This window comes from Streptomyces sp. NPDC050388, assembly GCF_040655635.1.
Lineage (GTDB): Bacteria > Actinomycetota > Actinomycetes > Streptomycetales > Streptomycetaceae > Streptomyces.
Window position 1 is genome coordinate 129,039 of the sequence record NZ_JBFAKH010000002.1, and the last position, 12,369, is coordinate 141,407.

Annotated in this window: 12 protein-coding genes and 2 pseudogenes; 6 read left to right on the plus strand and 8 right to left on the minus strand. The window is 72.5% G+C overall.

Annotation, left to right across the window (positions count from 1 at the left end; all coding sequences use genetic code 11):
- Window positions 1-118 precede the first annotated feature (118 nt).
- Entirely contained in the window at window positions 119-388 is a 270-nt protein-coding gene (locus AB0I73_RS02045; RefSeq protein WP_363032788.1) for a DUF6332 family protein, read from the plus strand.
- On the opposite strand, the pseudogene AB0I73_RS02050 reads toward AB0I73_RS02045, so the two are convergent.
- From AB0I73_RS02050 to AB0I73_RS02060, 3 genes and pseudogenes are all read right to left on the minus strand, one after another.
- Window positions 349-561: pseudogene (locus tag AB0I73_RS02050) on the minus strand (helix-turn-helix transcriptional regulator); the annotation flags it as partial. The gene AB0I73_RS02045 and the pseudogene AB0I73_RS02050 sit on opposite strands and share 40 nt — an antisense overlap.
- A 95-nt stretch (window positions 562-656) precedes the next feature.
- A pseudogene (locus AB0I73_RS02055) lies at window positions 657-898 on the minus strand (sensor histidine kinase); the annotation flags it as partial.
- 103 nt (window positions 899-1,001) lie between these two features.
- Window positions 1,002-1,700, minus strand: coding sequence for a TetR/AcrR family transcriptional regulator (locus AB0I73_RS02060; protein WP_363032790.1), 699 nt, complete (start codon window positions 1,698-1,700; stop codon window positions 1,002-1,004).
- A gap of 154 nt (window positions 1,701-1,854) precedes the next feature.
- On the opposite strand from AB0I73_RS02060, the gene AB0I73_RS02065 reads away from it, so the two are divergent.
- Window positions 1,855-2,310, plus strand: coding sequence for a nitroreductase/quinone reductase family protein (locus tag AB0I73_RS02065; protein WP_363032792.1), 456 nt, complete (start codon window positions 1,855-1,857; stop codon window positions 2,308-2,310).
- Here the strand turns inward: AB0I73_RS02065 and AB0I73_RS02070 are convergent.
- Window positions 2,300-3,553 (minus strand): geranylgeranyl reductase family protein, encoded by a 1,254-nt coding sequence (locus tag AB0I73_RS02070; protein WP_363032794.1) that lies wholly within the window; start codon window positions 3,551-3,553, stop codon window positions 2,300-2,302. The two genes, AB0I73_RS02065 and AB0I73_RS02070, sit on opposite strands and share 11 nt — an antisense overlap.
- Before the next feature lie 231 nt (window positions 3,554-3,784).
- On the opposite strand from AB0I73_RS02070, the gene AB0I73_RS02075 reads away from it, so the two are divergent.
- Complete coding sequence (locus tag AB0I73_RS02075; protein ID WP_363032796.1) at window positions 3,785-5,146, plus strand: dipeptidase; 1,362 nt, start codon at window positions 3,785-3,787, stop codon at window positions 5,144-5,146.
- Between the two features lie 156 nt (window positions 5,147-5,302).
- On the opposite strand, the gene AB0I73_RS02080 is transcribed toward AB0I73_RS02075, so the two are convergent.
- The 3 genes from AB0I73_RS02080 to AB0I73_RS02090 form a co-directional block, all read right to left on the minus strand.
- Window positions 5,303-6,343, minus strand: coding sequence for an NUDIX domain-containing protein (locus AB0I73_RS02080; RefSeq protein ID WP_363032798.1), 1,041 nt, complete (start codon window positions 6,341-6,343; stop codon window positions 5,303-5,305).
- A 139-nt stretch (window positions 6,344-6,482) separates the two neighbouring features.
- Window positions 6,483-6,674, minus strand: a complete 192-nt coding sequence (locus AB0I73_RS02085) for a hypothetical protein (protein ID WP_363032800.1) — start codon at window positions 6,672-6,674, stop codon at window positions 6,483-6,485.
- 78 nt (window positions 6,675-6,752) lie between these two features.
- The gene (locus tag AB0I73_RS02090; RefSeq protein ID WP_109382765.1) at window positions 6,753-7,706 is read right to left on the minus strand and encodes an ROK family protein; all 954 of its coding nucleotides are present in this window, start codon (window positions 7,704-7,706) and stop codon (window positions 6,753-6,755) included.
- A 211-nt stretch (window positions 7,707-7,917) separates the two neighbouring features.
- On the opposite strand from AB0I73_RS02090, the gene AB0I73_RS02095 reads away from it, so the two are divergent.
- Window positions 7,918-8,994, plus strand: coding sequence for a LacI family DNA-binding transcriptional regulator (locus AB0I73_RS02095; protein WP_363032803.1), 1,077 nt, complete (start codon window positions 7,918-7,920; stop codon window positions 8,992-8,994).
- Between the two features lie 7 nt (window positions 8,995-9,001).
- On the plus strand, window positions 9,002-9,829 hold the full coding sequence (locus AB0I73_RS02100) for a hypothetical protein (protein ID WP_363032805.1): 828 nt from the start codon (window positions 9,002-9,004) through the stop codon (window positions 9,827-9,829).
- A gap of 18 nt (window positions 9,830-9,847) precedes the next feature.
- Here the strand turns inward: AB0I73_RS02100 and AB0I73_RS02105 are convergent, their stop codons facing one another.
- On the minus strand, window positions 9,848-11,152 hold the full coding sequence (locus AB0I73_RS02105) for an aldolase/citrate lyase family protein (protein ID WP_363032807.1): 1,305 nt from the start codon (window positions 11,150-11,152) through the stop codon (window positions 9,848-9,850).
- Window positions 11,153-11,370: 218 nt separating this feature from the next.
- On the opposite strand from AB0I73_RS02105, the gene AB0I73_RS02110 reads away from it, so the two are divergent.
- Complete coding sequence (locus AB0I73_RS02110) at window positions 11,371-12,276, plus strand: endonuclease/exonuclease/phosphatase family protein (RefSeq protein WP_363032809.1); 906 nt, start codon at window positions 11,371-11,373, stop codon at window positions 12,274-12,276.
- Window positions 12,277-12,369 lie beyond the last annotated feature (93 nt).

Sequence of the window (12,369 nt, forward strand, 5' to 3'; positions counted from 1 at the left end):
GTCGCCGTCGCGCAGGCCGTGTCCGTGCAATGCGGTCGGGTGAGCTGCTTGCCCGCCCGGCGCCGGGCTGCTTGACTTCGGGAAAACCAAGCAGGGACTTGTTCGGGGGGGGGCACAGGTGCGGCGGACTCAGGCCGAGCGGGACGCGATCACCATCGAGATCGGCTACGCCCTGTGCAGCGCGGCGTTCGCCGCGGCGGTCCTCTTCGGGGCGGTGGCAGGTCCCGCGCTCCTCTTCAGCCTCCCGGGCACCGTCGAAGGTCTCCTGCTCCATACCGGGCTGGTACTCGCGCCGGTACTCTTCCTCGTGCGTGTGGCCAGTGTGCTGCTGCGGTTCCGGATGGTTTCTCAGCCCCGCCAGTCCGGCCGTACCGAGCCCGACTCGTAGGCCAGGAAGGACAGTTGTGCCCGGTCGTGGGCACCCGGTTCGACCATGGCCCGGCTGACGTGGGTCGTGGCGGTGAGCGGGCTGACGACCAGGCGGCGGGCGATCTCCTCGTTGGACAGGCCGATGCCGACCAGAGCCATCATCTCCCGCTCCTGTTCGGTGAGTTCGGACAGGGATCCGGTGGCGGGTCCGTCGTCGATACGCGGCCGCAGCCACCCCGCGTCCTGTTCGACGCGCACGCGCGCGTGCCGCGATCCGGAGTGCCGTATCCGGACACGAACAGCAGCAGTCGCGCGAGGGGGTCCAACGCCATCCGCTCGCCCGCCTGGGCGTGTTCGGCGAAGTGGGAGCCGATCGGCACGAAGGCCGTGAGAAGCGCGGTGGAGCGCCGTGCCAGGGCCGCCGGGGACGGCAGCGCTCGACGCCCCCGCCGGTCCGGCGGCCCCGGCCGGGCGGGCCGGGCCGCCGCGTCCCCGGCGGCCCGCCTCGGCACCCGTGCTGCTCGTCCATGCCCGTCACGCTGGACGACGGGGACGGAGAGCGGCATCACCCCGGCGTCGTGCTCCCGTGTGCTCCCGGCGAAGTACGCCGTCAAGGGTGCCCGGGGACGCCGCTACGTCAGTGCCGGCAGGCCCACGGAGTGGGCGAGCCGACCCACCGCGTGCCGGAAGAACGTCGCGCGGTCCTCCACGACCCGGTGGAACTGCCCGAACAGCTCGAACCCGACCAGTCCGTACAGCTCGGCCCAGGCGGCCACCATCGCCGCCACCACCTCCGGCGGGAGGTCCGGCGCGAGGTCGGCGGCCATCCGCTCGGCCTCCGGCCGCAGCCCGGCCGGAAGCGGGGGTTTCGCCAGTGCGGAGTCGCGCTGCGCGTCCCGCAGGACGTCCCTGAGCAGGAACCCCACACGAGCGGCGGCCGGAACGGTGGTCTCCGGCGCGCTGTATCCGGGCACCGGCGACCCGTAGATCAGCGCGTACTCGTGCGGGTGCCCGAGCGCCCAGTCGCGCACGCCCTCGCAGACCGCGGTCCAGCGCCGGGCCGGCGCGGCGCCGGCGACCGCACCATGGGCTGCATCGGCGGCGTCGCCGAGGGAGTCGTAGGCGTCGATGATGAGCGCGGTCAGCAGGTCGTCGCGGCTCGGGAAGTACCGGTACATCGCGGAGGAGGCCATGCCCAGTTCGCGGGCCACGGCCCGCAGTGAGAGCTTGGCGGCGCCTTCCGCCGCGAGCTGCCTGCGAGCTGCTTCCTTGATGGCCGCGGTGACTTCGAGCCTCGCCCGGACACGGGCGCCGTGTGCAGTACTGCTCATGGGGATCAGTGTCCCACGAACCCGGAGCAGCGCACACAAACGAGAGCAGTGCTCTTGCCTTGCCGCGTCGACATCGTGCAGACTGAGGGCACGGCGAGAGCAGTGCTCACAAAAGAGATCAGCGCTCTCCATGGCATTCCGACCGGAGGTCCCGATGTCGTCGTCAACGCCCTACTACCGCAAGAGCAGTCCCCTGGCCGTCCGGTTCAACAGCGTCATCGGCCGACTGGCCCGGCACGGAGTCAGCCTCGCCGGCGCCGCCGAGATGTCCGTCCGCGGCCGCACGAGCGGACGGATGCAACGCATCCCGGTCAACCCGCACACCTGGGACGGCGCGCAGTACCTGGTCTCGGCGCGCGGCCACTCCCAGTGGGTGCGCAACATGCGCGCCGCCGGGGGCGGGGAACTGCGCGTCGGACGCAAGGTCCGCTCCTTCACCGCGGTGGAGCTTCCCGACGAGGAGAAGCTCCCGATCCTGCGGACCTACCTGAAGAAGTGGGGCTGGGAGGTGAACCAGTACTTCCAGGGGGTCACCGCCGAGTCCTCCGACGAGGAGATCGTCGCGTCCGCACCCGACCACCCGGTCTTCCGGATCACGGTCACGAACTGACGGACGCGCCCTCGGAGTCGGACCCGCCGCCCGCGGGGCGCCGGTCCAACGCGGTCATGGCGCGGTGAGCCATCGGGTGGGTGCGGACCAGCTCGCCCAGTGTCGTCGCCCCGCGCGTGATGTCCCGGAACGCCCTCCAGGCGGGGCGGAAGCCGGTGAGGACGGCGTGGAACACCCCGGGACGCCGTTCGAACGCGGCCAGCATCCGTTTGCCGACGCTCATCTCGACCCCGAGTCCCGCCTTGACCGCGAAGGCGTAGTTCAGCGCCTGCCGGCGCGTGTCCACGGCGTCGTGCGCCTCGGCGATGCGCACCGCCCACTCCCCCGCCAGCCGGCCCGAGCGCAGCGCGAAGGAGATGCCTTCGCGGGTCCAGGGTTCCAGCAGTCCGGCGGCGTCCCCGCACACGAGCACCCGGCCGCGTGAGAGCGGCGAGTCCTCGGTGCGACAACGGGTCAAGTGACCGGAGGAGATGCTCGGTTCGAAGCCGGCGAGGCCGAGGCGTCCGATGAAGTCCTCCAAGTACCGCTTGGTCGCGGCGCCTTCACCCCGTCGCGAGATCACACCGACGGTCAGCGTGTCCCCCTTGGGGAAGACCCACCCGTAACTGCCGGGCATCGGACCCCAGTCGATGAGCACCCGCCCCTTCCAGTCCTCTGCGACGGTCTCCGGCACCGGGATTTCCGCCTCCAGCCCCAGGTCGACCTGGTCGACCTTGACCCCGACGTGCGCCCCTATCCGGCCGGCGCTGCCGTCCGCGCCGACCACGGCCCGCGCGAGCACGGTCCCACCGCCCTGCAGGACGAGGGCGACCGTGCGGCGGTCCGGCACGGCCGAGCCGTGCTGCTCGACCCGCTGCACGGCGACACCGGTCCGCAGTTCGGCGCCCGCCTTCTGCGCGTGTTCCACCAGCTGGTGGTCGAACTCGGGCCGGTTGATCAGTCCGAACAGCATCTGCCTCGACCGGCGGGTGCGGGTGAAGCGGCCGTTGTGGGAAAACGTCACCGCGTGCACGCGGTCCTTCAGCGGAAGTTCGAAGCCGGGGGGCAGCGAATCGCGCGAGGGGCCGATGATGCCGCCGCCGCAGGTCTTGTAGCGCGGCAGGTCAGCCTTCTCCAGCAGCAGCACGCGCCGCCCCGCGACCGCCGCCGCGTAGGCGGCCGAGGCCCCCGCGGGTCCCGCGCCCACCACGACGACGTCCCATACCTGCCGCGCGTCGTCCGCCGAAGAGTTCTCGCTGCTCACGATGGTCTACTGCTCCCGATCCAGCCGCCTGCCTCCCCCAAGCTCTCGGCTTCGCTCGAGCAGGGGGTACCCCATCTGTCTCCCGCATACTACGGCGACGATCACCCGAGGCCGCTGTGGGAGGATCGGACGGCATGGATGCCCCGTACAAGGGCCTCGCCCGTGCCGAATGATCGTCCCGCACACGAAAGTACGCATCCGTACAACGTCGCACCCACAAGGAGCGTGCCCATGTCGTCGAATCCGGTCGCCGTGACCGTCGCCTCATTGATGCCCCGGGCGAAGGAGGAGCTCGCCGAACTGGTGGCCTTCAAGTCGGTGGCGGACTTCGACCAGTTCCCGCGCAGTGAGAGCGAGGGCGCCGCGCGCTGGATCGCGGATGCGCTCACCGCCGAGGGGTTCCAGGACGTGGCCCTCCTCGACACCCCGGACGGGACCCAGTCGGTGTACGGCTACCTCCCCGGCCCCGAGGGGGCGAAGACAGTGCTCCTGTACGCCCACTACGACGTGCAGCCGCCGCTGGACGAGGCGGGCTGGGACACCCCGCCGTTCGAACTGACCGAGCGGGACGGCCGCTGGTACGGGCGCGGGACCGCCGACTGCAAGGGCGGCGTGCTCATGCATCTGCTGGCCCTGCGCGCTCTCAAGGCCAACGGTGGCGTGCCCGTCAACGTCAAGGTGATCGCCGAGGGGTCGGAGGAGCAGGGCACCGGCGGCCTGGAGCGGTACGCCGAGCAGCACCCCGAGCTCCTGGTGGCCGACACCGTCGTCATCGGTGACAGCGGCAACTTCCGCGCCGGTCTGCCGACGGTGACCGCCACCCTGCGCGGCATGACACTCGTGCGGCTGCGGGTCGACACCCTCGAAGGCAACCTGCACTCGGGCCAGTTCGGCGGCGCCGCCCCCGACGCCCTGGCCGCCCTGGTCCGTGTCCTGGACTCGCTGCGCGCCGAGGACGGCAGCACGACCGTCGACGGGCTGGCCGGCGACAGCACGTGGGACGGACTGCAGTACGACGACGAGCAGTTCCGCAAGGACGCCAAGGTGCTCGACGGCGTGGACCTGATCGGCTCCGGCACGGTCGCCGACCGTATCTGGGCCCGCCCGGCCGTCACCGTCCTCGGCATCGACTGCCCGCCGGTCGTCGGCGCCACCCCGTCCGTGCAGGCGAGCGCCCGCGCGCTGATCAGTCTGCGCGTGCCGCCGGGTGTGGACGCGGTCGAGGCGACCAAGCTGCTCCAGGCCCACCTGGAGGCGCACACGCCGTGGGGTGCGCGGGTGAGCACCGAGCAGATCGGTCAGGGCCAGGCGTTCCGCGCCGACACCACCAGCCCGGCCTACCGTGCCATGGCCGACGCGATGGCGGTCGCTTACCCGGGCCAGGAGATGAGCTACGCCGGTCAGGGCGGCTCCATCCCGCTGTGCAGCACCCTCGCGGCGCTCTACCCGCGGGCGGAGATCCTCCTCATCGGGCTGAGCGAGCCGGAGGCCCAGATCCACGCGGTGAACGAGAGCGTCTCCCCCGACGAACTGGAGCGGCTGTCGGTCACGGAGGCGCTGTTCCTGCGCAACTACGCGGCCGCCGTGAGCTGACCCCGCCGGGCCCGTCCGACGTTCTGCCGCGTCGCCGCCGTGCGCGCATCCGGACACACGCGCGGCGGCAGCGCTCCGCGCGGGCGGTGGACGCGGCGGGGCGTCCCGCTGAGCCCACGGGGGCCGAGCGGCCCGCCGTCGTCCCGCGTCCTCTCCTCAGCCGACCGGTACCCCTGCTTCCAGGTACATGGCCTTCCCGCGTTCCCGCGCCCGCAGGGCGCGGCGGAGGCGCTCGTAGCGCACCGGGGGCAGCATGTCGGCGGCCTCCGTCTCGGAGACGAAGCGCCAGTCGCGCAGTTCGGGGCCGGGCAGCAGCAGCCGCGCGGCGTCGGCGGCGGCGAGGCGACCGCCGTCGAAGAGCAGACGCAGACCGCCGTAGGCGGGCGGTGCGGGTGGTTCCCAGTCGACGACGAGCAGTGCCGGTACGTCGTCGAGGCGGATCCCGGTCTCCTCGGCGACCTCGCGCATGCCCGCCCGCGCGGGTGCCTCACCGGGTTCGACGACCCCGCCCGGGAACTCCCAGCCCGGCTTGTAGGTCGGGTCGACGAGGAGCACTCTGTCCCGCTCGTCGAAGAGGAGGACACCGGCGGCCACGGTCTCGGCGGTCGGCTCGGGTGTCTGCACGATGTCGCAGGCGGGCACCTCTCCGTTGCCGACCGCCTCGGCGATGCGGACGGCGGTGGCGTACGGAGTCAGCGGGCCGGTGTCGACCGGGTAGGCGTCGGCGGTGAGCCAGGAGGCCAGGGCCGCCCGGTACGGCTCGATGTGGTCGTAGGCCCACTGCCGTACCCGCATCTCGCCGTCCGGGAGGTCCGGTGGGACCTCCCGGCCCGCTATCCGCTCGCGCAGGATCGTTTCCGCCGGAGTGAGGAGAACATGCCGGACCGGAATGCGGCGGGCCGCGAGGCCGCCGAAGATCTCGTCCCGGTACTCCTGTCTCAGTAGGGTCATCGGAACGACGAGGGTCCCGCCGAGTTCGGCGAGCATCGCCGCCGCCGTGTCGATCACCAGCCGGCGCCAGATGGGAAGGTCCTGGTAGTCGCCGACCTCGGCGAGGTGTTTGGGCGGAAGCAGATGGCCCAGCGCCCCGCCGATGACCTCGGGGTCGAAGAGCGCGCTGTTCGGGATCAGTTCGATCAGTTCCCGTGCGGTCGTCGTCTTGCCCGCACCGAACGCACCGTTGATCCAGACGATCACGGTTCCCCCTCTTCTGTTGGCCCCCTGTGGCTTGCCCGCTCCACCCTGCCACGGAAACCAGCCCCAGTTGAGAACGCACACCGCCGGCGCCGACGCCCCCTTCCGAGGCGCCGGCGCCGTGGATCTCGTGGTGGGCCCGTCAGCCCCTGGCCTCCCGGTCGTCGTCGGCGAGGAGCGGGCTCTCGTCGGCGACGGTCTGGTCGAGGGTGCCGAGGGTGTCGCCGACGGGAAGGCCGTCGAGGCTCTCACCGAGCGCGTGAGACGGGGTGATGGCCGCGACGACGAAGCCGGTGGTGAGGGAGGCGATGGCGAGCATGCTGCGCTTCTTCATGCCGGGCTCAACTGCCGAAACCGCCTCGGGGTCACGCGGCGCGGGGGATACGGCGTGGTGCGTGGGGCCGGCCGCCCCTCAGACGCCCGCGGCGGCCGGGGCCTTCCGCTTCGCCAGCGCCGCGGCCGCCGCGCCCACCAGGCCGGCGTCGGTGCCCATCTGCGCCGGGGTCACCACGAGCCGCTGGACGAAGGACAGGGTCGCGTACTCGGCCAGGGCCTGCCGCAACGGCGCGAAGAGGACCTCGCCCGCCTTGCCCACTCCCCCGCCGACCACGGCGATGTCGATCTCGACGAGGGTCGCGGTGGCCGCGATCCCGGCGGCCAGTGCCCGCGCGGCCCGGGCGAACGACGCCACGGCCACCGGGTCCCCGGCCCGGGCGGCGGCGGCCACCGCGGCGGCGGAGGTGTCGCCGTCCGGTCCGGGGCGCCAGCCGTTCTCCAGGGCCCGTCGGGCGATGTTGGGGCCGCTCGCGATGCGTTCCACGCAGCCGCGTGAGCCGCACGGGCACGGGTCGCCGTCGAGATCCACGCTGATGTGGCCGATGTGCCCCGCGTTGCCGGTCGGTCCGGGGTGCAGCCGGCCGCCCAGCACCAGTCCGCCGCCGACCCCGGTCGAGACGACCATGCACAGCGCGTTGTCATGGCCGCGGGCGGCGCCCTGCCAGTGTTCGGCCGCGGTGATCGCCACACCGTCGCCGATCAGTTCCACGGGCAGCCCGCCGGTCGCCGCCCGGACCCCGGCGACCAGCGGGTAGTCGCGCCAGCCGGGCACGTTCACCGGGCTCACGGTGCCCGCCGAGGCGTCCACGGGGCCCGCGCTGCCGATGCCGACCGCGCCCGCGTTCTCCCACAGCGGGGACGCGGTGAGCTCCGCCAGCACCGCCTTGACCTCCCGCATCACGGTGTCGCCGTCCTCCTCGGCGGGCGTCGGCCGCTGGGCACGGACCAGGATCCGGCCACGGCCGTCCACCAGTGCGCCGGCGATCTTGGTACCGCCGATGTCGAGCGCGGCCACGAGGTCGGTGTGCATCAGTGTCGGATCTCCCCGTCAACCATCAAAAACGCGCCGAAATGACCCATGCCCGGCCAGGAACCGACACACAGGGCGAGCCACACCTCGATCTCGCGGTGATCTGCGGGCCGGAGTGCGCGGTGGACAGTGTCCCCCGAGCCTGACAACGTTGTCCAGGCCCTATGCTCGACGCCACATCCTCATACAAGCCCATGGATCCACGCATCCCATGATCGACAGGACAGGACACCGCACCGTGCCGGAGACGCCCCGTCGCACCAACCGCCTCTCAGGGTCCCGTTACGGCAACCGGCCGACCATGAAGGACGTGGCGGCCCGCGCCGGGGTCGGCCTGAAGACGGTCTCGCGAGTGGTCAACGGCGAGCCCGGCGTCACGCCGGAGACGGAGCGCCGGGTGCAGGAGTCCATCGACGCCCTCGGCTTCCGCCGCAACGACAGTGCCCGGGTGCTCCGCAAGGGCAGCACCGCCAGTGTCGGCCTGGTCCTGGAGGATCTCGCGGACCCGTTCTACGGTCCGCTGAGCCGGGCGGTCGAGGAGGTCGCCCGCGCGCACGGCGCGCTGCTGATCAACGGCTCCAGCGCGGAGGACGCCGACCGCGAACAGGAGCTGGTGCTGGCGCTGTGCGCCCGCCGGGTGGACGGGCTGGTGGTGATTCCGGCCGGTGACGACCACCGGTACCTCGAACCGGAACTCAAGGCGGGCGTCGCCACGGTCTTCGTGGACCGGCCGGCCGGCCGCATCGACGCCGACGTCGTCCTCTCGGACAACTTCGGCGGTGCCCGTGACGGCGTGGCGCATCTGATCGCCCACGGGCACCGGAGAATCGGTTTCATCGGTGACATGCCCGGCATCCACACCGCGTCCGAGCGGCTGCGCGGCTACCGCGCCGCCATGGAGGACGCGGGCATACAGGTGGAGGACGCCTGGATCTCCCTCGGCGTCACCGGCCCCGAGCGGGTGCGCCGGGCCACCGAGGAGATGCTCTCCCACCCGAATCCGGTCACCGCGGTCTTCGCGGGCAACAACCGGGTGACCGTCACCGTGATCCGGGTCCTGACCGAGCAGTCCCGCCAGGTCGCGCTCGTCGGCTTCGACGACATCGAACTCGCCGATCTGCTCCGGCCGGGCGTCACGGTCGTCGCCCAGGACGCGGCGGCCCTCGGCCGGACCGCGGCCGAGCGCCTCTTCCGCCAGTTGGACGGCACCCTGCTCGCCCCCGAGCGCATCGAGCTGCCGACCCGGCTGATCACCCGCGGCTCCGGCGAGCTGCCCCCGGCGGACTGAGCCCGCGGTGTCCGCCGAGGACCGCACCGGCGACCCGGGCCCCGCAGGACGCACACTGCGGGCGCTGGGCCTGGCCGAGGCGCCGCGTGAGCATCCGTTGCTGTATCCGGGGCCGTGGCCACGGGAGTCGGCGCTGCTCGACGGGGACCGGCTGCTGCCGCTGGACCGCCTGGTCCACGAGGACCGGGTGCCCGTCCTCGCCCTCGGTTCCAACGCCAGCCCCGGCCAATTGCGGTACAAGCTGGCCCGGTTCGGAATTGCCTCACCCGTCCCCATGGTGCGGTCCCGGGCGTCCGGTGTCGACGTGGGTGTCTCGGCTCATGTGAGCCGGATGGGCTATGTGTCCGCTTCTCCGGTCAAGGCCCCTGGCGTCGAACGGGAGTTGTTCGTGATCTGGCTCGACGCCGAGCAGCTCTCGGTGATCGACGCGAGCGAGGGCGTGCCGCTGCCGGACGGCAACTACGACCGCGCCTGGCTGCCCGCACCCGACGTCCGCGTGGCGCTCCCCGACGGCACCCCGCTCCACGGCGCCCACGCCTACGTCAACCGGCACGGCGTCCTCCACGACGGCACCGGAGCCCCGCGCACCCACTGCGGGCAGCGCCCCCTGCTCACCGAACTCCTCATGGGATCAAGGAGGTTGCGGGAACTGTTCGGCGTCTCCGCCGAACAGTTCAGTGCGCGGGCCCGTGCCGACCGGCTGCTGTGCGCACGGGGCACGAGGGTGTTCGCCGAGGAGCACCTGGTGACGGCGTCGGGTCTGGAGCGGTACGTACGGTCTCAGCGGACGGGGAGCCCGGACACCGGTGCGTCGTTGTCGCCGCCCCGCACGTAGCCGACGCCGACGACGGGGCTACCGGGCGGACGCCTCCAGGTTGCCGCGGCGCGGGGAGGCGAAGCCCTCAAGGTCGGCGCGGGTGAGGCCGGTCGCCCGCGCGACCTCGGCGATGTCCAGGGCGCCGCAATCCAAGCCGCGCAGCAGGTGTCCGGCGAGGGCCTTCGCGGTGGCGGGCTCGTCCATGACGTCACCGGCGGTCCGGGTGACGTACCGGGCGAGCCGGGCGGCCGCCTGCTCGAAGCCCTCGCGGTAGAAGGCGAAGACGGCCGCGTAACGGGTGGGCAGGTGACCGGGGTGCATGTCCCAGCCCTGGTAGTAGGCACGGGCGAGGGCGCGGCGGGTGAGGCGGTGGTGCAGCCGCCAGGCCGCGTGGACCTGTGCGGTCGGGCCGACGGGCAGGACGTTGGTGGAGCCGTCCGAGACACGTACGCCGGTGCCCGCGGCGGCGACCTGCATGACGGCCTTGGCGTGGTCGGCGGCTGGGTGGTCACTGGCCTGGTGGGCCGCGGAGACACCGAGGCAGGCGCTGTAGTCGAAAGTGCCGTAGTGCAGTCCGGTGGCGCGGCCCCCGGCGGCCTGGATCATCCGGGCGACGGTGGCGGTGCCGTCGGCTGCGAGGATGGCCTGGCTGGTCTCGATCTGGATCTCGAAGCCGAGCCGGCCGGGCTCGAGACCGCGCGCCTTCTCGAACGCCTCGAGGAGCCGCACCATGGCGGTGACCTGCTCGGGACAAGTGACCTTGGGCAGTGTCAGCACCAACCCGGCGGGCAGCGGGCCGGCCTCGGCCAGGCCGGTCAGGAAGATGTCGAGGGTACGGATGCCCCGGTCGCGCACGGCGGCCTCGAGGCACTTCATCCGGATGCCCATGCAGGGGGCGGCCGTGCCGTTCCGGTACGCCTCGGCGATCAGCCGGGCCGCGCGGGCGGCGGTCTCGTCCTCCTCGGCGTCGGGGCGGCTGCCGTAGCCGTCCTCGAAGTCGACGCGCAGATCCTCGACGGGCTCGCGCTCCAGCTTCGAGCGGACGCGACCGTACACGTCCTCGGCGAGTGCGGGGTCCAGCCCGATGGCGTCGGCGAACGAGGCGGCGTCCGGGGCGTGTTCGTCAAGCGCGGCCAGGGCCTGGTCGCCCCAGGAGCGGAGGGTCCCGGCGGTGAAGGCGTCACCAGGGACGTAGACGGTGTGGACGGGCTGACGGGTGCCGGGGTCTCCGGGGTAGCGCCGCTCCAGTTCGGCGTCGACGGGCGCCAGGAAGGTGCCGATCTCCGTGCCGACGGCTTCCGTGAGGCTCGTCGCGACCTGCTCCTGCCGGTCCTGGGTCATCCCACACCCGCCCAATCTTCCGCGGCACGGAATCAACAATCCGTTGAACGAAGCTATCGGGCGGTCCCCGGACCGGTCAACACCGTCTTACGCCCCGCTCGCGCCCCGATCCACTCCACCGTCTCGGCATGCCCCCCGTGCATCTGGCACTGTCTGTATTCGCTTCCTCCGTCCGACTCGCCCGGAAACCGCCGCACGGCACCAGCGAAGGAGCTTCTGTGCCGAACCACAGCCGAGTCACGCGCCGCCTGGGACTGAGAACCGCGCTCGCCGCCTCCGTCGCGCTCCCGTTCTCCAGTACAGCGCTGCCTCCCGAGCCCGCCTCGGCCCGGGGACGTCCGGGCCGGCCGCTGGAGGTCATGTCGTTCAACCTGCGCTTCGCGAGTACGGCGGAACCCCACAGCTGGGCCGCCCGCAGACCCGTGACACGCCGGCTGCTGCGCCGCGAGCAGCCGCACGTCATCGGCACCCAGGAGGGCCTCCACCAGCAACTGCGCGACATCGAGGCCGACCTGGGGCCGTCCTACGGCTGGATCGGCACCGGCCGGGCGGGCGGCAGCCGCGACGAGTTCATGGCGGTCCTCTACGACACCCACCGGCTCGCCCCGCTGGAGTACGACCACTTCTGGCTGTCCGACACGCCGTACACGATCGCCTCGAACACCTGGGGCAGCGCCCACCTCCGCATGGTCACCTGGGTCCGCTTCCGCGATCTGCGCGCCGGTGACCGGGAGTTCTACGTCCTCAACACCCACCTGGACAACGCCAGCCAGTACGCACGCGAGCGGGCCGCCGCCCTGATCGCCGAGCGCGTCGCCGGGCTCGCGCGCTCCCTGCCGGTGGTCGTGACGGGGGACTTCAACGTCGCCGCCCACGGGAACCCGGTGTACGACACTCTGCTGGACGCCGGCCTCGTCGACACCTGGGACGCGGCGGCCGACCGGGGCGAGCCCTACGGGACGTTCCACGGGTACGGGCCGCTGGTCCCGGGCGGTGCCCGCATCGACTGGATCCTGACCACACCCGGCGCCGCGGTGCACCGCGCCTCGGTCAACACCTTCGCCCTGGACGGCCGGTTCCCGAGCGACCATCTGCCGGTGCAGGCGTCGCTCACCTTGGGGTAGACGGCGCCGTACCGGACCAGGAAGTGCCGGGACAGGCCGAGGCCCCCACGACCACGGGGACTCGAGGTGCGGTCGCGGGGGCCTCGTACGGGA